Here is a 23,915-nt window from a genome sequence, read left to right on the forward strand (position 1 = left end):
TATGATATAATAAATTACTCTATTTTTCTACAATTTTTGATAAAATTACAAATATTATTAATACTTTACCCATAAAAAACCTAGATATCTTTATCATTAAAATAGTGTAAAAAGTTGATAAATAATGAACTATTTTTATTCAATGAACATATTTTTTAGGATATTCCTTAGTATAAAAACCAAGCAAATGACAAATATTTTTACTCTTTTTTTTATATTTTTTATTCGCATTATAAATATTGCCATATATCTTATTTTTGTACTTAACCAAAATTTTATTTATACTGATTATAAAATCTACAATTAGATGTGGTATAAAATATTTTCCAAAAATGCCGTTCCAAGAGTAATGCATGTAATCGTTTGTACTCGATTTTTACCTGTCATTGTTGTTCATATAATTTGTAGGAATTACTGTTTATACAATAAACCAAGCATCTGATGTTTTTTTAGTTAACTATATCGCTTTCTATTCGCATTACCCTCTGAATTATTGCATAATACAGAGGGTATAAACTATAAAAATTGAGTTAGGAATAATTATGGAACTTCTTTGTCCAGCGGGATCTTTACCATCATTAAAAGTGGCCATTGATAATGGCGCTGATGCTGTTTATATTGGTTTGAAAGACGATACCAATGCCCGTCATTTTGCTGGTTTAAATTTTAATGAAAAGCGATTGATTGAAGCTTCAGATTATGTACACAAATACGGCAAAAAATTGCATATTGCTATTAATACTTTTGCCCATCCAGAAAATTTTCAGCGTTGGCAATATGCGGTCGATACTGCGGCTAATATTGGTGCTGATGCTTTAATTATTGCCGATCTTGCTATGCTTGATTATGCGGCTGAAAAATACCCTAATCTTGAGCGTCATGTTTCTGTACAAGCGTCGTCGACCAATGAAGAGTCGATTAAGTTTTACTATAATAATTTTCAGGTACATCGCATTGTTTTACCTCGCGTACTTTCGATGCATCAAGTTAAACAGTTATCGCAAGTTTCACCCGTTCCGCTTGAAGTGTTTGCTTTTGGTAGTTTGTGTATTATGGCGGAAGGTCGATGTTATTTGTCATCTTACTTAACTGGCCAATCCCCTAATACCGTTGGCGCTTGTTCGCCTGCCAAATTTGTTCGTTGGGAAGAAACCGAGAAAGGACTGGAGTCAAGACTGAATAATGTGTTAATTGATTGTCATAAGAAAGGTGAGAATGCTGGCTATCCAACACTATGTAAAGGTCGTTATTTTGTTGGAGATGAGCTTTATCATCCGATCGAGGAGCCAACAAGTTTGAATACCATTGAGCTATTGCCTGAACTGTTTGCTGCAAACATTACATCGGTCAAAATAGAAGGTCGTCAGCGTAGTCCTGCTTATGTCGAGCAAGTGACAAAAATATGGAGGCAGGCTATTGATCGCTATAAGGCCAATCCACAATCATTTCAGGTCGAACAACGTTGGATAGATACGCTTGGTTCGGTGTCAGAAGGCACACAAACAACTTTAGGTGCTTATCACCGTAAATGGCAATAAGGTGAGTTAGCAATAGGTAATGTGCTAACAGCATCAACGTAAATCATTGAAAAAGATCTAACATAAATATAGTGAGCAAAACCATGAAATACGCATTAGGACCAGTACTTTATTATTGGCCTAAAACTGAAACAGAAGCTTTTTATTATGCCGCCAAAGAGAGTCAAGCGGATATTATTTATATGGGCGAAACGGTTTGTACCAAGCGCCGTGAAATGAAAGTACCAAACTGGATTGAATTAGCAAAAGAGATTGCTAAATCTGGTAAACAGGTAGTGCTTTCTACATTAGCTTTACTTGAAGCACCATCAGAATTAAATGACTTACGGCAATTGGTTAATAATGGGGAGTTTTTAGTCGAAGCAAACGATTTAGCTGCCATTAATGTTGCGCATGAGCATAAATTACCCTTTGTTGCAGGTCCGGCTATTAACTGTTATAACGCTTTAACTTTAAAATTATTACAAAAACAAGGTATGGTTCGCTGGTGTATGCCGGTTGAGCTTTCTCGTGATTGGTTGAGTAATGTGCTTAAACAGTTTGAGAGTTTAAATATCGCACGAAATTTTGAAGTTGAAGTGTTTAGTTATGGTTATTTACCTTTAGCTTATTCAGCTCGCTGTTTTACCGCAAGATCGGAAGATAAGCCTAAAGATAAATGCGAAACTTGTTGTATTAAGTATCCTGTTGGACGTGAGGTGTTTTCACAAGAACAACAGAAAGTATTTGTGTTAAACGGCATTCAGACTCAAAGCGGTTATTGTTACAATTTGGGAAATAATCTAAAAGAGATGAAAGGATTGGTTGATATCGTTAGAATTTCACCACTTGGTATTGAAACACTTGATATTATTAAGCAGTTTAAAGCTAACGAAGATGGATTAAATCCACTGCAAATTGAACATAACCGAGATTGTAATGGTTACTGGAATGGGATTGCCGGACTTGAACTTACCCAATAAGCATTTTCTGCCTGAACAGTTTCGGGCAAATTTTCCTGCACTTAATAGTGAAAGCGTATATCTTGATTCGGCAGCAACAGCACTTAAACCGCTATCAATGATTGATGCGACACTTGTGTATTATGCCCAGAATACTGCTACTGCAAAACGTAGTTTACACCAAGATGCTTTGCAAGTAACTGCAACAATTGATAAGGCAAGACAAAATGTTGCCGATTTGGTTCACGCTAATAGTAGTGCTGAAATTATCTGGACACGAGGTGCAACCGAGTCAATTAACTTAATTGCGCAAAGCTATGCTCGATCGTTGTTACAACCCAACGATGAAATTATTGTGAGTGAATTAGAGCATCATAGTAATTTGTTACCTTGGTTGATTGTGGCTAAGCAAACGGGGGCTAAAGTCGTTAAGTGGTCGTCGGATGTTAATGAGTTATCGTCGTTAATGTCAGCTAAGACCAAGATTGTTGCAGTGACTCAAATGTCAAACGTCACTGGATTTTGCCCTGATTTAGCTACAATAAGCAACATTGTTCATCAATATGATGCGGTTTTAGTGGTGGATGGTGCGCAAGGTGTTGTTCATCATGCAATTAATGTTAACCAATTAGATATCGATTTTTATGCCTTTTCTACCCATAAATTGTATGGTCCAACGGGGCTTGGCGTTTTATATGGTAAAAAGGCATTACTTGAGCTAATGTCGGTTTGGCATGGTGGCGGTAAAATGCTAAAAAGTGCTTCGTTTGATGATTTTATTCAAGAAGATCTTCCTTATAAATTTGAAGCTGGTACGCCTAATATTGCAGGTATTGTTGGTTTTAATTCCGTACTTGAGTGGTTAAAAAGTTGGGATAATGAGCAAGCTGAAAACTACACAAAACAGCTAGCTTATTATGCAAAATCACAACTAAACCAATTTGCCGATATTCAATTTTATAGTGTGGATGATAGCCCGATAATCACTTTTAATATCAATAATATTCATCATAATGATATTGCTATTTTGTTAAGTGAACAAAATATTGCCATCCGTACTGGTGAGCTTTGTGCCCAGCCTTTGATGAATAAATTAGGATGCCACGGAGTGGTTCGTGTTTCATTGATGCCATATAATAATCAGCAAGATGTGGAAAAATTTATTTCAGTATTGCAAAATGTAATTGAAATATTAGTGTGATTTTATACTGAAACGTATAGTTTCCTGAAACTTTTTTACAAACATTTAATCGTAAATAGGTCAATATTATGCTATCACAGCAAAGCTTAGCCGAATTATTCGCAAAGCAACATAATTGGCAAGATCGTTATCGACAGTTAGTGATGTTAGCAAAGCAATTGCCTGATTTTCCTGAAGAGCAAAAGACAGCGCAAAATCAAGTCAATGGCTGCGAAAACCGAGTTTGGTTGACTTATCAAAAACAGACAGATGATACCTATGTTTTTAGTGGTGATAGTGAAGGTCGAATAGTGAAAGGATTATTGGCAATCTTAATTATTGTTGCTAATAATAAAACAGCGCAAGAAATTGCAACGCTCGATTTTCAATCCTTATTAAGCCAATTGAAAATTTCTGATGAGTTAAGCCAATCTCGTTTGCAAGGGGTTACTAAATTAATTGAGCGTATTAAATCAGTTGTATAAAAAAGGGGGCTAATCGCCCCCCTGTCTTTTGTATAGTCACTATTTAATCTTCAGTATACGTATATAGTGTGATCACTTTTTTTACACCACGGACTTTACTTGCAATTTCGGCTGCTACTTTACCTTCTTCTGACGTAACAATACCAATTAAGAAAACTTCGCCATTTTCAGTTACTACTTTAATTTTGCGAGCTTTTGTTTTGGCATCTAAAACTAACTGAGATTTAACTTGAGTCGTTATCCATGTATCATTGGTAATAGTCCCTGCACCAACAGGCTCTCCAATACGAATTTGGTTATAGACTTTTTTTACTCCTTCAACTTGGTAAGCAAGACTTTCAGCTTTTTCAACTTGTTCATTATTTGCTTGTCCAGTTAACAGAATATTACCACCATAAGCACTAGTAACAATACGAGAACCAATAAAAAATGGTCCATTATTTTTTATTTTCATGCTCATGCGTGAACTAAGTGTTGTATCATCAACTTGAGTACCCGCAGTACGAGGATCGGTTGCAACTTTTGCCGTAGCCCCTGCACCAATTCCTATAAAGGCAGCAACGCAGCCTTGTAATGTTAATGCGCAAGAAATTAACATTACTATTAAGCTAACTTTTTTCACTATAACTCCTTATGATTTATTACTCTGTAATAATCAAATTTCAATAAATTGTTTGTATTATGCCTTGTAGATATTGATTTGCAAATAATTTTATGATTTATGCTAGCTTATAGCAGTATTTATATTTTATTAAACTTAACCATACCATAGATTTCTATTTGAATTTCAATTGTTATTTTAGTGTAAAATCTGCTATCTTTTGGTAATAAATAAAATAAATTAGATGATTGGAATACAAATATGAATCAAGATTGTGTTGATTGGCTATATGGTTTATCTGCACCAATGGTTGTAATAAACATAGAAAATGGAGCTAGTTATACTTCGCCATTTTTTTATCCAGATCGAGATTTTGTTGATATGAAAGAGAGTTGGGCTATTGATTCCCGTGAAACTTTACTTAACTGTGTGTTCGGCATGGTTGATGATGGGCACGCTTCAGCATTGTCTAAATATTATTTGATGTATTCTCGACTTTCCGAATTTGATTGGTATGACCATTATCAAGAACAAGATGACTATCAAAAAGTTTTGCTTGATTTTGTCAAACAAACCTTTTCTGTGTGTGGTACTGCAGGTATCCGTAGTTGGGATTATGCTCGAATGGGATATATCTTACGAAATGGTACTACTAATAAATATATCACCGAACAAGAGGCCTTATGGATCCTTTCTCGAATAGGACTCCGTTGTCAATATTATTATAGAAACTGGCACCATTACTTTACAGGCTGGTTTGTTGGTTATCAATATTGGATATCACTCAATAGCAAAGAAGACTTAGAAACATTACGCTGTGAATTGACTCGAGCATCACGCGCTCATACCATGGCAAATTTACATGAAGATAAAGATGCCCCACATAATCGTTTATCTTGGTATATAGATATTGAAGAACTAGAAAAACCCGAGTCACTAATGGAGTATGATTGGTCATGAATGAAAATATTTGGCAACTGTTAGGCATTGAAAAAACAACCGATCAAGTGGCTATTCGTCAAGCATATCGAGCACAATTACCTTCATATCATCCTGAAACTGATCCCGATGGTTTTAAAGCATTACGCGAAGCCTATGAGTCAGCAATAAAATATGCACAATCGCCCGAAACAATGGCCGATGAACCTAAGTCTGAATCAGAACAACAAGAAGTATCAGTATCCTTAACAGAAGAACAGCTTAAAGCCAATGAAATTTGTGAGGCTTATCAAACATTGTTAGATGATCCTCGACGCTGTTTTAATGTTAACGAGTGGCAAAAATTTATTGGTTCATTTTATGACTACTCAATGGCAGTTATTGATTCTGTAAAATGGCGATTGCTAGAAATAAGTTATGAATCAAAAAATATATCAGAGTCATGTGTCAAACTATTAGCTGATAGTTTACGTTGGCGACAACAGCTAATGATCCAATTTACCGATGATTTTGAAAAGTATGATAGTTATTTAAATCATATTGATCGCGGTGATTTATTTGATTACACATGTTTGCCAACAACCAATAAAACACTACAAAATGCAACTATCGATTATATATATAATGCCAAATGGTTATTTTGGGAACGTAGATCAGAAGATGTTTATGCATTTTTAGCTCAAGATACCATTATTTATCTTCCTGATGATAAGAAATTTATGCTCGAATTTGCTCATTGGCATAGTACTGCGAGCCTAAAAAATCAATCTATTTTAGATTATGCTTTAAAATGCATTGCCGAAGGCGATGAAGATGAAAATATTATTATCGAGTGGAAATATATTGCCGCTATCCAATATAGTTTGCTCGAAGATAAACAAAATGCCTTACAAGCTTGGTTAGAGTTGTACTATTCAGGTCATTATCAACAAAAAGCAGAAAGCTGGATAGCGGGGTGGTGTACTTATTTTGAAAAAAATTACTTACCATTATTAGTTATGGCTCTTAATAATTCTTACTGTATTGCTATAAATAATACTGAAAATTATTTAAATGCAATACCTCAGCTAACAGCAACAACTGTTTCACGATTAGCAGGACTAGAGGCTAGCGATTATTCCCCTGAAATAGCCAATTTTATTGATTGGGCGTTAAATGTAAATTGGAATTATAGACAAGTTTTATCCATGCTGTTACTTGATGACGGTACCAATCGATTGTATCGCTTATATCGCCATGCCATCATGCTTCGCCACGGTAATGAAAGGTTATTGCAAGAAATTCTTGATGAACGCAGCGATGATCCATTTGAACAATTTATTTTGCAAAATTTACAACGGCAAGCACGACAAAATCTAACATGGTTATCAGAACTACCACCCGTACAAGAGTTTAAAGCTTGGCTATATGATAGTGATGAAAATGCGCCTATCCCAGCTAAATTTGATCCTAACTCTGAAGATAATCATTGTTTTTATTGTCGTTTATGGCTAGATAGGCTTGATTATTTGCCTTATGTTGCCATATTTCATCTTTATAATAATTTAGATTATTCATATATGGAAATGTATGATTGGGTAGCTTTTCTTACAATACGAATACCTTACAAACTACCAGCTCCCCCAGATGCTTCTATCTGTTCAAGTAATAAAAATGCCTATTGGCAATGGTATCGTAATTGTTTATTAGTTATATCAATTGCCAATCAACCCTTTGCAACGGCCAAATATCTTCAAACTGAAAATAATACATTCCAACTACCGGATGATAATTTGCTATCCCCTCTTATTAATATTTTTAAACAAGGAAACTGGCAAAATGAAACAGAGTTATATAATCTGATTAACAATGACAGTAAGTTAATTGATTGCATTTTAATAAATTATCCAAATTCAATTGAATCGTATATTGATGATACACCTGATAGCATTGATTTTAACGAAATTGAGCAAAAATTTGAACAAGTATGGCATCCTAAATTAGCGAAACAAAACCCTCTCTACTTGATGATTTTATACACCATAGTATTTAATAAGCCCAATCAAAAAACAAAATTAAATACAATGTTACAAGATATTACTGGCGATAATAAAGAGTTAATAAAAATATCAACAGCTCTACCAAAAAATTGGGAGTCACTATCATCTGATGATAAAATAAAATACAATTATACCGAACTGGTTGATGAAATAGTAACCATTGCTAAACGTTTATCTAACTCTTACGGTATATGCGATGAAAGTGAACTTGAAAGGTTATACAAGTTTAAAAACAACAGTGACAATGATTTAGTCTTACGGCTTTGTGCGTCATTACTTATAGCAAAAAATCATGAAAATCAACAAAAACTGGAATCACAGCCATTACCTAAAAATAAATGGTGGCAGTTTTGGCGTTGGAAAGGGCGAACTAATATAAAAGGTTTTATTATACAATTATGTTGTAGCTTCATTGTGTTAGGATTGATGACCGTATTTAACAACAATTTTGAATTGAATAGTCCTACTTTTTCTATGATTTGTTATTCTATTGCTGTAACCAATATGGTTTTTGCTTTAAAACGACGTTTTAATGATATCGATAAAGGTGAACCGCTCATCGGTTTTTTGGCCGAAATATTAGTTTTTTTCTTATTTTTTGCGCCATTTTGGGTTTCTGGTGTCAAATACACTAACCGTTTTGGATCACCCGTAGAAGAAACAAGCAAAGAAAAGGAAAAGTAAACAAATTAAAGTCCTCTTTTTTATGTCTAAAAAAGAGGACTTTTTATATTTTTTAAATTTTATTGGTTATCGATTCAGATCTTGTAGATTAGATTCAATTTCACAACGAATTTCGTTAATTTCTTCAGAATTTTGTCTATTTAGTACTTCCATAAAAACTTCGATATATGATCCAATTAATAGTCGTTCATCACCCAATGATTGTGCCCATGCACGTTCTAGCCTTGCTAATAAAGTACGATTCGGCATTTCGTCGCGAGGGTGAATTTTAAGTGCTTTCAAGCGATCATGACTGTCTTGTTTTTGTTTGTCTGTTAATCCAATTGGACTATGATCAATTACTTTTCCATGTTGCTTACCTGTTTCAAGCAAAACCACATCAACTTCTAATAAGCCATTTAGATCATAACTAAAGCGGACATCAATTCCTTGTGTTCTTTCCATTGGTGTTAAAGGCACTTCAAACTCATCAATTAAAACATTATTTTCAACGCGTGGATTTTCACCTTGATAAACCGAAATACATATCGCTTTTTGCTGAGGGTGCGTTGTGTAAAATGTTTTTACTTTTGATGTCGGTACAATGGTATTACGTTCAATAATGGGTGAAAATAACCCACTGACATTATTTGAACAACTTTCAATCCCTAGCGTATAAGGGCACACATCAGTTAAAATGACTTCTTCAACATCGGCATTTCGCAATCGACAAGCCGCTTGAACCGCGGCTCCTTGTGCAACAATCGTTGTCGGATTGATATGGCGATACGGTAATTTACCAAATAATTTGGTTACCAGCTCTCGTACCACTCCCAATTGTGATGAACCACCCACTAATACAATATGTTCAAGTTGATTAGGTTTTAATCGGGCATCACTTAATGCCTGTTCAATTGGTGCTCGTAAGCGATTAAGTAATGGTAACCATAGTGTTTTAGCTCGGCTTTCGTTTAAGGAAAATTGCCACTGCTTATCTTGCCAAACCCAAGTTAAGGTGTGTGATTGTTCACCGTTTAATTTACATTTTAGTTGTTCGGCTAAATCTAATAAGCGAGCATAATCATCGGTCGGAATATCTTGCTTTTTAAGGTTCCATTCACTTAAGCAAACTTTAACAAGCTCTTGGGTAAAATCTTCACCACCTAAATAGTTATCACCAGCAGAAGCATGCACTTCAATAATGGGCATTGAATATTCAAGCACTGTTACATCAAACGTACCACCACCTAAATCAAATACTAAAGTATTACCCGATTGATCTTCATGTAATCCGTATGCCATAGCGGCTGCTGTTGGTTCATTGATTAAGCGTACAGCATTTAATCCTGCTAACTCGGCAGCAAAGCGAGTTTGCTTGCGTTGTTCATCATTAAAATAAGCAGGAACAGAAATGACAACATCACGAACTTCTTGGTTTAAAAAAACCTCTGCATCTGCTTTCAATGATTTTAAAATAATGGCTGAAAGTTCAGTTGGCGTAAATTTTTTGTCACCTAATTCGAAAACTTTATTTGAACCTAAAAAGCGTTTAAATGCTGCTGCACTGCGATTTGGATGAGTGGTTAAACGAGACAATGCCGCATGTCCGACTAAAATAGAATCGTCTTCATCAACACTAACTACAGATGGTGTAACAACTTCACCAATTGAGTTAGGAATGAGGACAGTTTTACCATCTTGCCAAACACAAATTAAACTGTTTGTAGTGCCTAAATCAATACCGATTGGATAATGCATAAACTCTCTAAATAATATAATAATTTCCTATTGTTTAGATTATATACTAGCGATCACCAGAATTGCAAAAATGATACTAAAGATTAGTAAAATAGGTTTATCTATTATCTTTAAATATAATTATTTTATTCGTTAATTTTTGTAATTTGGCTAACAAGTTTACCTTTTTTCAGCTTTGTTACGATAATGTCACCCACCGTGACTTGTTCAGAGCGACGAACCACTGTGTTGTTTTGGTCGGTGGTAACTGAATAACCTCGTTCGAGAGTAGCTAGCGGACTAACGTTGTTAAGTTGAGAGGTTTGTAAAACAAATTGATGTTGTGATTTTATTAACTTTTGTTTAATTAAATTAATTAATTGTTGCTGTTTTTGCCAAGTAAGTTGCCCTAAATAGGTAATATTATTTTGTGGAGATACTCGTAATAGTCTTTTATCGAGTGAATTATGGCGATTTGATAGTCTGAGCAAATATTGCTGAATATTTTCAGATAATGAATGGCGATAAGCTAAAAGTTGATTTAATTGTTTTTCTAGCTTTGTTTGTGGATGTTGAGTCTGTAATTGGTGTCGCCATTTATTGAGCTTTTCTCGGCATTGCATTAAATAATAATCCATTGCCATGGATAAATGCTGCTGTTGAACTTGTAAACGCTTTACTTGTTGTAAACTGTCTCGACTAACAAGCTCGGCTGCCGCAGATGGGGTTGCCGCTCTAACATCAGCCACAAAATCGGCAATCGTAAAATCAATCTCATGCCCAACCGCACTCACAATAGGTATTTGACTAGCAAAAATAGCTCTGGCTACCACTTCTTCATTAAATGACCATAAGTCTTCAAGCGAGCCACCACCTCGTCCAACAATTAATACATCACATTCTTGACGAATGTTGGCAATGTGAATCATGTTAGCGATCTGCCCTGCCGCTTCATTACCCTGTACTTGTGTTGGATAAATAATTAAATGCAAACTTGGATCTCGGCGTTTTAATATCTGACAAATATCATGCAATGCTGCACCCGTTGATGAAGTGATAATTCCAACTGTGCGAATGTTTTCTGGTAATGGCTGTTTATTGATAGAATCAAATAAACCTTCCTCAGACAGCTTTTGTTTTAGTTGCTCAAACTTTTGCTGTAATAATCCCGTACCTGCTGCTTGGATTTTATCAATAACCAGTTGGTATTCACCACGTGCCTCATATAGTGTCACTGTGGCCCTAACTAAAACTTGTTGCCCATTTTGTGGGATAAAACCTGCACGAAAATTGCTGTTGCGAAACATAGCACAGCGTACTTGTGCACTATCGTCTTTTAACGAAAAATACCAATGACCTGATGATGGACGTGAAAAGTTTGATATTTCACCTATTAACCAGATCTGACCAATAGCATCACAAAGCAACTCTTTAACCATTTGATTAAGATCTTTCACTGATAAAATCGAATTGCTTTGCATGCTATTGTCCTTATTACAACTGTATTACAACTATATTATAACTATAAAGGTTTATGCTAAATCAAATTGAGCCCAAATTGGTGCATGATCAGATGGTTTTATCATTGCACGAATATCATAATCAATACCCGTTTGTTTACAATAAGTCATCATTTTTTGACTAGCTAATATTAAATCAATTCTTAACCCATTATGGGTTTCAAAACCTTTAGTACGATAATCAAACCAAGAATACTCAAGTTCAGTTGGGTGAGCATTGCGGTAAGTATCAATAAAACCGAGAGACATTAAGTTGTTTATCCATTTTCGTTCTTCCGGTAAAAATGAACATTTTCCTGTACGAAGCCATCGTTTACGGCTATCTTCGGAAATGCCTATATCTAAATCGGTTGGGCAAATATTCATATCGCCCATGACTAAAGTTAGTTGATTATTTAATTGACGATCTTGTAAATACTGTATTAAATCATTATAAAATTTACGTTTAGCAGGGTATTTAATTTCATGATGTAAACTTTCACCTTGAGGAAAATAACCATTAATTATTGTTAAATTACCTTGACTAGTAGGTAACTCAATTATGATCAAACGACACTGAGCATCATCACTATCGTTTGGAAAGCCACATTGCACAGACAAAGGTTGTTGCTTGGTTAACAACGCTACTCCATAATGCCCTTTTTGTCCGTGATAATGTAAGTGATAACCAAACTGTGCTAATTCATCAATGGGAAACTGATCGTTATGAACTTTAGTTTCTTGTAAACCAATAATATCTGGTTGGTGTGTCTCAATAATTGCTGATAATTGATGAATTCGAGCGCGAAGGCTATTAATATTAAACGAGATAACTTTCATAATAAATTTATTATATTTAATTCCATGTTATAAACTAAATACGCATCGTAACAAAAATACGTTATACTGTTAAGCTATTACAATAAAAACCACCATTTGTGATAAAGGGAATCACTAAATATGTCTACGGAATTACTTGCCTTGCGCGATAAAATCGATGAAGTTGATAAATCCATTTTATCTTTAATTACAAAGCGATTAGCATTAGTTGCCGAAGTTGGCGAAGTAAAAAGCAAACATGGCATTCCGATTTATGATCCCAATCGTGAAGCGGATATGTTAGCTAAAAGGCGACATGAAGCTGAAAAAGTAGGCATATCTCCCAATTTAATAGAAGATATTTTACGTCGTTTAATGCGTGAGTCTTATATTAGCGAAAATGATAAAGGTTTTAAAAAAGTCTATAGTGGTCAAGGATCAATAGTGATTGTTGGTGGTAATGGGCAAATGGGACGATTGTTTGCTCATTTATTTACCCTATCTGGCTATCAGGTTAAAACATTAGGTTCTAAAACTATGCATCAAGCAGCCGAAGTGGTTACTGATGCAGTGGCTGTTATCGTGACAGTACCTATTAACAAAACCTGTGAAGTCATTAAACAACTACCACCATTACCCAAAGATTGTATTTTAACGGATTTTACATCTATAAAAGCCAAGCCTCTCCAGGCAATGCTTGATAAACATCAAGGGCCTGTAGTCGGTTTACACCCAATGTTTGGTCCAGATGTACCAAATTTAGCCAAACAAATTATTGTTTATTGTGAAGGACGATATCCAGATAAATACCAATGGCTAATTGAACAAATGCGTATTTGGGGTGCCAATTTATGTGTGATTAATGCCAAGGAGCATGACAAATGCATGTCATTCATCCAAGCATTACGCCATTTCACTTCGTTCTCATATGGTGTCAATTTGCAACGAGAACAGGCCGATTTAGAGCAATTGATCGCACTTTCTTCGCCAATTTATCGCCTTGAATTGATGATGGTTGGGCGCTTATTTGCTCAAGATCCTGAGCTTTATGCCGATATCATCATGGCGTCAGATGATAATATTGAATTAATTAAACGCTACTATGAACGCTTTGGGCAAATGGTCAAACTAATTGAACAACGTGACAAAACTAAATTTATTAAAAGTTTTAACGAAGTAACTCAATGGTTTGGTAGTTATGCCGAACGTTTTATTAAAGAGAGCCAAGGATTATTAAAATTTGCCAATGATAATCGAGAGTAGTTTTATATTAAAAAGTATACTTTCCTGAAAGTTTTTCACAAATTAAAATATACTTTTTATCAAAAGATAGTTGTTAGAAATAATAAATGTTAGTGTGAGGGAATATCATGTCTAATCGAAAATATTTTGGTACAGATGGGATTCGCGGTAAAGTTGGCCAGTATCCTATTACACCAGATTTTGCGCTTAAATTAGGCTGGGCTGCTGGGCGAGTGCTAGCCAAAGATGGTGTTAAAAAAGTATTAATCGGTAAAGATACCCGCATTTCAGGCTACATGCTTGAATCAGCACTAGAAGCGGGATTTGCTTCTGCTGGTGTTGCCGCTGCGTTTACAGGACCAATGCCAACCCCGGCAATTGCCTATTTAACCCGCACTTTTCGTGCTGATGCTGGCGTTGTCATTTCTGCCTCGCACAATCCTTTTTATGACAATGGTATTAAATTCTTTTCAACCGAAGGGAAAAAGCTTGATGATACAATCGAACTAGAAATTGAAGCCGAACTTGAAAAAGAGATCGATTGCGTTGAATCCAAACAACTTGGTCGAGCTAGCCGTATTACCGACGCTGCAGGGCGTTATATTGAATTTTGTAAAAGCACATTTGACCATGATTTAAGTTTGTCTGGATTAAAAATTGTTGTCGATTGCGCTAATGGTGCCACCTATCACATAGCACCAAAAGTATTACGAGAACTAGGAGCACAAGTAATAAAAATTGGTTGTGAGCCAGATGGTGTTAACATCAATGAAAACTGTGGCGCAACTGACATAAAAGCGCTTGCTAAACGAGTTATTGATGAAAAAGCCAATTTAGGTTTTGCCTTAGATGGCGATGGTGACCGTATTATCATGGTTGATCACGAAGGTCGAAAAATTGACGGCGATTTAATTATCTATATCATTGCCCGTGAAGCATTAAGACAAGGTCAACTAAAAGGTGGCGTTGTCGGTACATTAATGAGCAATATGGGGCTTGAAATTGCCCTTAAAAATCTCGGTATCCCATTTGCTCGTGCTAAAGTTGGTGATCGTTATGTACTTGAAAAACTAATCGAAAAAAATTGGCGCTTAGGTGCCGAAAATTCGGGACATGTTTTATTATTAGATAAAACCACCACTGGTGATGGTATTATTGCTGGCTTACAAGTATTAGCAGCAATGATTCGTAATGATATGTCATTGGCTGACTTGTGCAGTGGTATGACAATGTTACCACAAGTATTAATTAATGTTCGATTTTCAGGTGAAAATGACCCCCTAAATAGTGATGAAGTGAAAGCGGCAATTAAACAAGCAGAAAAACAGCTTGGTCATAATGGTCGAGTTTTGATCCGTAAATCAGGAACCGAACCGCTAATTCGTGTTATGGTAGAAGGATGCAATGAAATTGAAGTGCAAAAACTAGCAGAAACTATCGCTACAGCAGTTAAAGCTTAAAAATACCCCCAATCATGCCCATTAATTAAGCCATTAATTGAGCTGTATTGAGGTTAGAATAGTAAGAGAAGTTGCGTGCATTTACGTAAAATTAGTAAAAAGTGTCTAAAATTTTAATTTTGTTAATCAAAGGTTGACTTGTTATAGGCAATTAGGTTTAAAATAGTAACTTCAGATTATTACAGCAATTGCTTATATCTTTCAAGTGAAAACATGAGCAATATTTTTTATTTTTAAAAATAGGTTAAGAGGGTTATATGTCAGTTTCCTCTCCAGCTTCACCACAAGCTTATATCAAGCATCATCTTGAGAACTTGCAAGTAGGTTCTGGTTTTTGGACCTTAAATCTTGACTCATTGTTCTTTTCGATCTTACTTGGTGTTATCTTTTTATGGATATTCCATCGTGTAGCAAGAAAAGCCACTAGTGGCGTCCCAAGTAAACTGCAATGTGCAGTAGAAATGATTTTCGAATTTGTCAATAATACTGTTAAGGATATGTTTAGTGGTCAAAATAAACTCATTGCGCCGTTAGCATTAACAGTGTTTATTTGGGTTTTCTTGATGAATTTAATGGATCTTATCCCTGTTGATTTTCTACCTTATGCTGGTCAGTATTTAGGTCTGTCACACTTGCGAGTTGTACCAACCGCAGATGTAAGCATTACTATGTCAATGTCCTTAGGTGTGTTTGCACTTATCATCATTTACTCAATCAAGTACAAAGGAATTTCAGGATTTGTTAAAGAATATACCTTGCATCCATTTAATCACTGGGCATTTGCACCTATCAATTTAGTACTTGAATTAGTTAGCCTATTAGCGAAACCTGTTTCTTTAGGGCTTCGACTTTTCGGAAATATGTATGCAGGTGAACTTATCTTCATCTTAATAGCTGCATTATTACCTTGGTGGTCACAGTGGGTATTATCGTTACCATGGGCCATTTTCCATATTTTAATAATTACGTTACAAGCTTTTATTTTTATGGTGTTGACGATCGTCTATTTAGCTATGGCGTCGGCAACGGAAGATCATTAATTTTAATATTTTTTTGTTAATAAACTGGAGTATATAATGGAAATGTTATTTGTAGCCGCAGGCATTATGATGGGATTAGCTGCAATTGGTGGTGCAGTTGGTATTGGTTTATTAGGTGGTAAATTTTTAGAAGGTGCTGCTCGTCAACCAGAATTAATGCCTATGTTACGTACTCAATTCTTTATCGTTATGGGTCTAGTTGATGCAATTCCAATGATCTGTGTAGGTATTGCGCTTTACGTTATTTTTGCTGTTGCAGGTTAATAAAAATTTAAGAGGAATCGTGTCATGAATATGAACGCAACTCTCCTCGGCCAAGCAATTACATTTGTATTGTTTGTTTGGTTCTGTATGAAGTTTGTTTGGCCTCCTGTTATTGGCGCGATTGAAAAACGCCAAAAAGAGATAGCCGAAGGACTTGCTTCAGCAGAAACAGCAAAAAAAGATTTGGAATTAGCCAAAGCAAATACATCTGACATAATGCAACAGGCTAAGGTTGAGGCTAATGCAATTATTGAGCAAGCGAATAAACGCAAAGCAATCATTCTTGAAGAAGCAAAGCAAGAAGCTTCTCGCGAAAAAGAACGAATTGTTGCTCAAGGACTTGCCGAAGTAGAAGCTGAACGCAAACGAGCAAGAGAAGAGCTTAAACAACAAGTCGCTACACTCGCTATTGCTGGTGCAGAAAAAATTATTGAACGTTCTGTTAATGAAGCCGCAAATAGCGACATCATTGATAAACTCGTAGCTGAACTATAAGGAGAATAGAGCAATGGCTGACTTAATTACGATTGCTCGCCCTTATGCTAAAGCCGCTTTCGAATTTGCGATAGAAAATAACAGCATCGAATCATGGCATAAAATGTTAGTGCTAACATCTGAAGTGAGTAAAGATACTCAAATAAGAAGTGTCTTAACATCTGATATGAAAACTGATTCGGTGGCTAATTTACTCATCAACATTTGTAAAGATGTGTTAGATGAGTTTGGTACTAATTTTATTAAGATTATGGCTGAAAACAAACGATTATCACTTCTTCCTGAAGTGTTAACCTTGTTTGAACAATATTGTTTAGATAGAGAATTGCAAGCAGATGTTGATGTAATTTCTGCTAGTGAACTAACTAATGAGCAACTTAATAAAATTTCTGTCGCTGTCGAAAAACGTTTATCACGAAAAGTAAAACTAAAATGTCATATAGATAAATCGCTCATTTCTGGTTTTATTATTCGTACGGGCGATATGGTTATTGATAGTAGTATCAGAGGGCGTTTAAATCGTTTAAATAACGCTCTACAGTCTTAAGGGGACTGATAATGCAGCTAAATTCAACTGAAATAAGTGAACTAATTAAAGAGCGGATAGCTCAGTTCAATATTGTGAGTGATGCTCACAATGAAGGAACTATCATATCTGTAAGTGATGGTATCCTTCGAATCCACGGATTAACTGATGTAATGCAAGGCGAAATGATTGCATTACCAGGTGGCCGATATGCAATGGCATTAAACCTTGAAAGAGACTCCGTTGGTGCGGTAGTCATGGGACCATACGAAGACTTGTCTGAAGGTATGAAAGTACAATGTACTGGCCGTATTTTACAAGTACCAGTTGGTGAAGGTTTATTAGGCCGCGTTATTAACACACTAGGTGAACCAATTGATGGTAAAGGCTCACTTCAACATGACGGTTTTTCACCAGTAGAAGTAGTTGCACCAGGTGTTATCGATCGTAAATCCGTTGACCAAGCATTACAAACTGGTTATAAAGCCGTTGACTCAATGATTCCAATTGGACGAGGTCAACGTGAACTTATCATCGGTGACCGTCAAACAGGTAAAACAGCACTTGCTGTCGATGCAATCATCAACCAACGCGACTCAGGTGTAAAATGTATTTATGTTGCCATTGGTCAAAAACAATCAACTATTGCCAATGTTGTACGTAAACTTGAAGAGCATGGTGCACTTAAAAACACAATTGTGGTTGTGGCATCAGCGTCTGAATCAGCTGCGTTACAATACTTAGCGCCATATGCTGGTTGTGCAATGGGAGAATACTTCCGCGATCGTGGTCAAGATGCATTAATTGTTTATGATGATTTATCTAAACAAGCTGTTGCTTATCGTCAAATTTCGTTATTACTTCGTCGTCCGCCTGGACGTGAAGCTTATCCTGGTGATGTATTTTATCTTCATTCTCGCTTACTTGAACGCGCAGCGCGAGTCAACGAAGCCTATGTTGAAGAGTACACTAAAGGTGAAGTTAAAGGAAAAACAGGCTCATTAACAGCATTACCAATTATTGAAACTCAGGCTGGTGACGTTTCAGCATTCGTACCAACTAACGTAATTTCGATTACTGATGGTCAGATTTTCCTTGAAACTAGCCTATTTAACTCAGGTATCCGCCCTGCGGTTAACCCTGGTATTTCGGTTTCACGTGTGGGTGGTGCTGCACAAACTAAGATAATGAAAAAATTATCAGGTGGTATTCGTACTGCGCTTGCACAGTATCGTGAATTAGCTGCGTTCTCTCAATTTGCATCAGACTTAGATGAAGCAACAAGAAACCAATTAAGTCACGGTGAAAAAGTAACAGAATTGTTAAAACAAAAGCAATACTCGCCAATGACTGTTGCTGAACAATCAATAGTACTTTACGCCGCTGAACGTGGTTATCTTGAAGATGTAGAATTAGCTAAAGTATTACCATTTGAAACAGCACTACTTGCTTATGCCCATAGTCAATATGCCGATTTTGTTAAATCAATTGATGAAACAGGTAATTACAATGATGAGATTGAAACTAAGCTAAAAGAATTACTTGAAAGCTTTAAATCAACTCAAACATGGTAAGGGTGAGGTAAAAAATGGCTAATGCAAAAGAGATTAGAACAAAAATTGCCAGTATCCAAAGTACGCAAAAAATCACTAAAGCGATGGAAATGGTTGCCAATTCTAAAATGCGTAAGACGCAAGATAGAATGGCTGCTAGTCGACCATATGCTGAAATGATTCGTGAAGTAATTGGACATTTAGCGTTAGCTCAGATAGGCACCAAACATCCTTATTTAGAAGAAAGAGATGTAAAACGAGTTGGCTATCTTATCATTTCAACCGATCGTGGTTTATGTGGTGGTTTAAATATCAATCTTTTTAAAACTGTCATTGCTGATATGTCAGCATGGCAGGAAAAAGGTGTTGAAGCTGATGTTGCTTTAATTGGTTCGCGTGGTGTTTCGTTTTTCTCGTCAGTGAAAGCGAACATCTTAACTCAAGCTACTAATTTGGGCGATGAACCAAATTTATCCGATTTAATTGGGCCGGTAAAAACAATGCTTGAGGCATATGACAACGGTAAAATTGATAGATTATATATTGTCACAAACAAATTTATTAATACGATGTCACAAAAGCCGACAATTCAGCAATTATTACCTTTACCACCATCAGAAGATAAAAAACTCAAAGCTTCATCATGGGATTATATTTATGAGCCTGATGCTAAATCACTATTAGACGTGATTTTACGTCGCTATATTGAATCACAAGTTTATCAAGCAGTGGTTGATAATTTAGCGAGTGAACAAGCAGCAAGAATGGTGGCCATGAAAGCGGCAACGGATAACGGAGCAAACCTAATTAATGAGTTACAAATTGTGTATAACAAGGCACGCCAAGGTGCTATCACTAATGAATTAATTGATATTGTATCCGGTGCAGCCGCTGTTTCAGGTTAGTGCTAAATATTGGCTTATAGTTAAGAAAAAGACGTAGAGGATTAAAAATGGCTACTGGAAAGATTGTCCAGATCATCGGTGCGGTGGTTGATGTCGAATTCCCAGAAGATGCAGTACCAAAGGTATATGATGCATTAGAAGTGGAAACAGGCACTGAAAAATTAGTTCTGGAAGTTCAGCAACAATTAGGTGGTGGCGTTGTATGTTGTATTGCAATGGGTTCATCTGATGGTTTAAGACGTGGACTTGACGTAGTAAACACTGGTCACGGCATTGAAGTACCTGTGGGTACAAAAACACTAGGTCGTATTATGAACGTACTTGGTGATCCTGTTGATAAAGCAGGTCCTATTGGTGAAGAAGAACGTTGGGCGATTCACCGTGCTGCCCCAACCTATGAAGAGCTTGCAAACTCAACTGAATTACTTGAAACAGGTATTAAAGTTATCGACCTAATTTGTCCATTTGCTAAAGGTGGTAAAGTTGGTCTGTTTGGTGGTGCTGGTGTAGGTAAAACCGTTAATATGATGGAGTTGATCCGTAATATCGCTATTGAACACTCAGGTTACTCAGTGTTTACTGGTGTGGGAGAACGTACTCGTGAAGGTAATGACTTTTACCACGAAATGAAAGAATCAAACGTACTTGATAAAGTATCATTAGTTTACGGCCAAATGAATGAGCCACCAGGAAACCGTTTACGTGTTGCGTTAACTGGTTTGACTATGGCTGAAAAATTCCGTGACGAAGGTAAAGATGTTTTATTATTCATCGATAATATTTATCGTTATACCTTAGCTGGTACTGAAGTATCTGCGTTATTAGGTCGTATGCCATCGGCAGTAGGTTATCAACCAACATTAGCTGAAGAAATGGGGTTACTACAAGAACGTATTACTTCAACTAAGACTGGTTCGATTACTTCAATCCAAGCGGTGTATGTGCCAGCAGATGACTTGACTGACCCATCACCAGCAACAACCTTTGCTCACTTAGATGCGACAATCGTATTAAGTCGACAAATTGCTTCTTTAGGTATCTATCCGGCAGTGGATCCATTAGATTCAACTAGTCGTCAATTAGATCCTTTAGTTGTTGGTCAAGAGCACTATGATTGTGCCCGTGGTGTTCAATCAATTCTACAACGTTATCAAGAATTAAAAGATATTATTGCTATTCTTGGTATGGATGAGTTATCTGAAGATGATAAATTGATCGTTGCTCGTGCACGTAAAATTCAGCGCTTCTTATCTCAACCATTCTTTGTTGCAGAAGTATTTACTGGTTCACCAGGAAAATATGTACCTTTAAAAGATACGATCAGTGCATTTAAAGGAATCATGAATGGTGATTATGACCATATTCCTGAACAAGCATTCTATATGGTTGGTTCAATTGATGAAGCGATTGAGAAGGCAAAATCTCTCTAAGAGATTCATTGAACGAAGATCGTATTAATGGAGATCGTATTATGGCACTAACTTCCTATCAATTAGAAGTTGTTAGTGCTGAATCTCACCTGTTTTCGGGTGATGTTCAGCGAATCAGAGTCACAGGTAAGGAAGGTGAACTTGGGATTTATCCTGGCCATACCCCTTTACTCACAACCATAAAACCAGGCATGGTCGGCATTGTGAAAGCGGATGGTGAAGAAGAGTTTATCTATCTATCTGGTGGCATCTTAGAAGTACAACCTAACATCGTAACTATCTTGGCAGATACTGCAATTCGTGGTGAAGATTTAGATGAAGCAAGAGCACAAGAAGCAGTAAGACAAGCACAAGAACATATTAATCACCCAAGCGATGATATGTCATTTGCACAAGCATCTGCTGAATTATCAAAAGCTTTGGCAAAAATTCGCGTTATCGAATTGACTCGCCGCATGGGTCAATAGTTTGCTTTTTGATGTTTTATCATACACAAAAGGCTATTTGGTATTACAAGTAGCCTTTTTTAACTTTCCGATAAGTTGATTGCTAAAGGGCTTTCCAACATTTAACCTGTGAGTTGTACCCATTCTATATCCAAATTAAAGCTAAAAAAGATTAGTTAATCAATCGAATTATTTACTATCTACACTTAAATTATTTTTCGATACAAAATAAACGTCGCTCAATCCTGCTGAACAAAATTCAGTAATATCATTTTTGTTAATTTCTACCGCATCACCTTTTGTTATAACTTGATAGCTATTGCCACTATCATCATAAAAAACGAAGCGATAAATTTGGGTATATACATATTTTTTCTTTATCATATTATTTGTATTTTTCTTTTTTTCTGATGCCAATAATGTTACTGTTGTTTTTGATGGATCTAAATCAGCCATCTCAACGATTCCTCCATCATATTGCATCCACCAAGCCGCATTATTCATGAAAGCATTTGCACAATTAGGTGTTTTAGCAAAAGAGATTATAGGCCACATTATTAGCCCAATAATTAAGAAATTTTTTTTCATTTTACAACCTTTAATTTTTTGTCTTGCCGTATTCATTTAGCTAACTAATTGATAAAGCAATAATATAGCTTGGTTAAACACGTCTGAAATCTTTAGAATTTCACTAATTAATCAAAATAATCAACCTGGCGTTTTGCTACTAAATAATTATCAACGTTACCTATTGAGCATTCTTTATCAGAATCTTCACTTTTTGTGATGACTTCGTAAGATTTATTTTGATTATCATACAAAACAAAGTGGTAAATTTGTGTATATAAACCCTTACTTTTCTGTTCAGATGCTAAAAGTGTTATTCTCAATTTTGATTGATTCAAGTTTTCAATCTCCACTATATTACTACTTTTCAACCACTCTTTAGCCTTATTCAAAGCGTGATTATGGCAATCTGGTCCTTTAGCAAAGGATAGAATTGGACATAATATTAACAATATTAATAAAGAAAGCTTTTTCATATAATTACCTTAAATTATTCTTTTTTACCTATATCGTTGACTAAAAATAGTCTAAAATACCGAGTTTACTTACCTATTATTAGATAACCTATTGATGAACTTGGCTTTTGGATATTAGATATTTATTCACACCACTCATTGAACATTCTTCGTATGATGCTTGGCTTTTTGTAATAACTTCGTAACTATTACCATTCTTATCATAAAAAACAAAGTGATAAATTTGCGTATATAAATCTTTTTTTATTTTCTCTGAGGCCAATTGCATTATTTTGGTTTTTGATTCATCCAAGTCTTGGATATCTAATATCTTTTCATTTTTCATCCAAACCATGGTCATGTTCATAGGCCAAGTATAACAATTAGGTCCTTTGGCTAAAGATACTAGTGGCCATGACATTAACAATATCAGTATAGTTAGTTTTTTCATATTATTACCTAAATTGATTTCTTGTAGATGACGCCACAAAGTGTACCATGTAAAAATTAAGTTGTAATTATAGACTGCTGATCTTTTGTGTTTATATATTAATCAACAATACATTGGTAGCCACAAAAGTATAAATATCAGCGATAACATGCTGGCATAATTCCTATTTGTTCTAAATGTTGAGTTATTCGCCTGAGCTATGTTGATGTGCTTGCACAATATAATCATCAAGTAAAACCCATTCGATATCAGCTATACTTAATAATTATTTGATAATATACATTAATATGCTTTTTTCTAAATCATAAATTAAAACGTCTATAGACTGTATTACATTCACTAAATGTAGTCGGTAAATTTCGCCAAGAAATACCTGTTCTTATTTGGAACAGTATTTCCTCAAATGTCACCCTATATTCTGTTTTATTATAAACTCGATTCGTACTTTTCATTATTTTCAGTCGCGTTTTCCTTCCCGCTGCTTATCTGTTAACCGTTGTTAACGGTATAATGAATTAAGTTATGGTTATTTTTGGCAAAATTATTATAACGTTCACTATGTCATTTAAAAACTACCATCAAAGATAAACACATCCTAGATAAATTGTGATTTTTTAATCGTGTGATAACGTAATTTTCT

General features: G+C 35.5%; 24 protein-coding genes. 16 read left to right on the forward strand and 8 right to left on the reverse strand.

Going from position 1 to position 23,915, the window contains the following annotated elements; all coding sequences use genetic code 11:
* Window positions 1-542: 542 nt before the first annotated feature.
* The 4 genes from ubiU to csdE all read left to right on the forward strand — a co-directional run bounded on the left by ubiU (window position 543) and on the right by csdE (window position 4,144).
* Window positions 543-1,538 carry a ubiquinone anaerobic biosynthesis protein UbiU gene (gene ubiU / locus A9G44_RS06185; protein ID WP_065609842.1) on the forward strand — a complete coding sequence of 332 codons (996 nt, stop codon included), beginning with the start codon at window positions 543-545 and terminating at the stop codon, window positions 1,536-1,538.
* A gap of 83 nt (window positions 1,539-1,621) precedes the next feature.
* Entirely contained in the window at window positions 1,622-2,500 is an 879-nt protein-coding gene (locus A9G44_RS06190; protein WP_034911249.1) for a U32 family peptidase, read from the forward strand.
* Window positions 2,469-3,680, forward strand: coding sequence for a cysteine desulfurase CsdA (gene csdA / locus A9G44_RS06195; RefSeq protein ID WP_065609844.1), 1,212 nt, complete (start codon window positions 2,469-2,471; stop codon window positions 3,678-3,680). The genes A9G44_RS06190 and csdA overlap by 32 nt, the downstream gene beginning before the upstream one ends.
* A gap of 68 nt (window positions 3,681-3,748) precedes the next feature.
* Window positions 3,749-4,144, forward strand: coding sequence for a cysteine desulfurase sulfur acceptor subunit CsdE (gene csdE, locus A9G44_RS06200; RefSeq protein ID WP_065590580.1), 396 nt, complete (start codon window positions 3,749-3,751; stop codon window positions 4,142-4,144).
* A 43-nt stretch (window positions 4,145-4,187) separates the two neighbouring features.
* Here csdE and dolP read toward each other — a convergent pair whose 3' ends face one another.
* Entirely contained in the window at window positions 4,188-4,766 is a 579-nt protein-coding gene (gene dolP / locus A9G44_RS06205; protein WP_065609846.1) for a division/outer membrane stress-associated lipid-binding lipoprotein, read from the reverse strand.
* Between the two features lie 240 nt (window positions 4,767-5,006).
* Here dolP and A9G44_RS06210 point away from each other — a divergent pair, with 240 nt between their 5' ends.
* The gene (locus tag A9G44_RS06210) at window positions 5,007-5,705 is read left to right on the forward strand and encodes a DUF1266 domain-containing protein (protein WP_065609848.1); all 699 of its coding nucleotides are present in this window, start codon (window positions 5,007-5,009) and stop codon (window positions 5,703-5,705) included.
* The gene (locus tag A9G44_RS06215; RefSeq protein WP_065609850.1) at window positions 5,702-8,407 is read left to right on the forward strand and encodes a hypothetical protein; all 2,706 of its coding nucleotides are present in this window, start codon (window positions 5,702-5,704) and stop codon (window positions 8,405-8,407) included. The genes A9G44_RS06210 and A9G44_RS06215 overlap by 4 nt, the downstream gene beginning before the upstream one ends.
* A 66-nt stretch (window positions 8,408-8,473) precedes the next feature.
* On the opposite strand, the gene A9G44_RS06220 is transcribed toward A9G44_RS06215, so the two are convergent.
* From A9G44_RS06220 to xthA, 3 genes are all read right to left on the reverse strand, one after another.
* Window positions 8,474-10,144, reverse strand: a complete 1,671-nt coding sequence (locus A9G44_RS06220) for a molecular chaperone HscC (protein ID WP_065609852.1) — start codon at window positions 10,142-10,144, stop codon at window positions 8,474-8,476.
* A gap of 125 nt (window positions 10,145-10,269) precedes the next feature.
* Window positions 10,270-11,604 (reverse strand): exodeoxyribonuclease VII large subunit, encoded by a 1,335-nt coding sequence (gene xseA, locus A9G44_RS06225; protein WP_065609854.1) that lies wholly within the window; start codon window positions 11,602-11,604, stop codon window positions 10,270-10,272.
* Between the two features lie 51 nt (window positions 11,605-11,655).
* Window positions 11,656-12,462 carry an exodeoxyribonuclease III gene (gene xthA / locus A9G44_RS06230; RefSeq protein ID WP_065609856.1) on the reverse strand — a complete coding sequence of 269 codons (807 nt, stop codon included), beginning with the start codon at window positions 12,460-12,462 and terminating at the stop codon, window positions 11,656-11,658.
* Between the two features lie 120 nt (window positions 12,463-12,582).
* Between xthA and tyrA the strand changes: the two genes are divergently transcribed.
* The 10 genes from tyrA to A9G44_RS06280 all read left to right on the forward strand — a co-directional run bounded on the left by tyrA (window position 12,583) and on the right by A9G44_RS06280 (window position 21,823).
* The gene (gene tyrA / locus A9G44_RS06235) at window positions 12,583-13,704 is read left to right on the forward strand and encodes a bifunctional chorismate mutase/prephenate dehydrogenase (RefSeq protein ID WP_065609858.1); all 1,122 of its coding nucleotides are present in this window, start codon (window positions 12,583-12,585) and stop codon (window positions 13,702-13,704) included.
* 107 nt (window positions 13,705-13,811) lie between these two features.
* Complete coding sequence (gene glmM, locus A9G44_RS06240; protein ID WP_034911229.1) at window positions 13,812-15,143, forward strand: phosphoglucosamine mutase; 1,332 nt, start codon at window positions 13,812-13,814, stop codon at window positions 15,141-15,143.
* A 257-nt stretch (window positions 15,144-15,400) separates the two neighbouring features.
* Window positions 15,401-16,183: a F0F1 ATP synthase subunit A gene (atpB, locus tag A9G44_RS06245; RefSeq protein ID WP_065609863.1), complete on the forward strand. Its 783-nt coding sequence runs from the start codon at window positions 15,401-15,403 to the stop codon at window positions 16,181-16,183.
* 36 nt (window positions 16,184-16,219) lie between these two features.
* A complete protein-coding gene (atpE, locus tag A9G44_RS06250) occupies window positions 16,220-16,447 on the forward strand; it encodes a F0F1 ATP synthase subunit C (protein ID WP_411588181.1) in 228 nt (75 codons plus the stop codon).
* A 24-nt stretch (window positions 16,448-16,471) separates the two neighbouring features.
* Complete coding sequence (atpF, locus tag A9G44_RS06255; RefSeq protein WP_034911222.1) at window positions 16,472-16,942, forward strand: F0F1 ATP synthase subunit B; 471 nt, start codon at window positions 16,472-16,474, stop codon at window positions 16,940-16,942.
* A gap of 13 nt (window positions 16,943-16,955) precedes the next feature.
* Window positions 16,956-17,489, forward strand: coding sequence for a F0F1 ATP synthase subunit delta (gene atpH, locus A9G44_RS06260; RefSeq protein WP_065590588.1), 534 nt, complete (start codon window positions 16,956-16,958; stop codon window positions 17,487-17,489).
* 11 nt (window positions 17,490-17,500) lie between these two features.
* Window positions 17,501-19,042, forward strand: a complete 1,542-nt coding sequence (gene atpA, locus A9G44_RS06265) for a F0F1 ATP synthase subunit alpha (RefSeq protein WP_034911218.1) — start codon at window positions 17,501-17,503, stop codon at window positions 19,040-19,042.
* Between the two features lie 14 nt (window positions 19,043-19,056).
* Entirely contained in the window at window positions 19,057-19,926 is an 870-nt protein-coding gene (gene atpG, locus A9G44_RS06270) for a F0F1 ATP synthase subunit gamma (RefSeq protein ID WP_065609865.1), read from the forward strand.
* A 47-nt stretch (window positions 19,927-19,973) separates the two neighbouring features.
* Window positions 19,974-21,356 carry a F0F1 ATP synthase subunit beta gene (gene atpD / locus A9G44_RS06275; protein WP_034911215.1) on the forward strand — a complete coding sequence of 461 codons (1,383 nt, stop codon included), beginning with the start codon at window positions 19,974-19,976 and terminating at the stop codon, window positions 21,354-21,356.
* A 41-nt stretch (window positions 21,357-21,397) separates the two neighbouring features.
* Complete coding sequence (locus A9G44_RS06280; RefSeq protein WP_034911289.1) at window positions 21,398-21,823, forward strand: F0F1 ATP synthase subunit epsilon; 426 nt, start codon at window positions 21,398-21,400, stop codon at window positions 21,821-21,823.
* 168 nt (window positions 21,824-21,991) lie between these two features.
* On the opposite strand, the gene A9G44_RS06285 is transcribed toward A9G44_RS06280, so the two are convergent.
* The 4 genes from A9G44_RS06285 to A9G44_RS14040 all read right to left on the reverse strand — a co-directional run bounded on the left by A9G44_RS06285 (window position 21,992) and on the right by A9G44_RS14040 (window position 23,727).
* Complete coding sequence (locus A9G44_RS06285) at window positions 21,992-22,390, reverse strand: hypothetical protein (RefSeq protein WP_065609867.1); 399 nt, start codon at window positions 22,388-22,390, stop codon at window positions 21,992-21,994.
* A 107-nt stretch (window positions 22,391-22,497) separates the two neighbouring features.
* Window positions 22,498-22,845, reverse strand: coding sequence for a hypothetical protein (locus tag A9G44_RS06290; RefSeq protein ID WP_065609869.1), 348 nt, complete (start codon window positions 22,843-22,845; stop codon window positions 22,498-22,500).
* 88 nt (window positions 22,846-22,933) lie between these two features.
* The gene (locus A9G44_RS06295) at window positions 22,934-23,275 is read right to left on the reverse strand and encodes a hypothetical protein (protein WP_065609871.1); all 342 of its coding nucleotides are present in this window, start codon (window positions 23,273-23,275) and stop codon (window positions 22,934-22,936) included.
* Between the two features lie 302 nt (window positions 23,276-23,577).
* Window positions 23,578-23,727: a transposase gene (locus tag A9G44_RS14040; RefSeq protein ID WP_081298276.1), complete on the reverse strand. Its 150-nt coding sequence runs from the start codon at window positions 23,725-23,727 to the stop codon at window positions 23,578-23,580.
* Window positions 23,728-23,915 lie beyond the last annotated feature (188 nt).

The sequence above is a fragment of the Gilliamella sp. Occ4-3 genome, from assembly GCF_001690675.1.
GTDB classification, from domain to species: Bacteria; Pseudomonadota; Gammaproteobacteria; order Enterobacterales; family Orbaceae; genus Gilliamella; species Gilliamella bombi.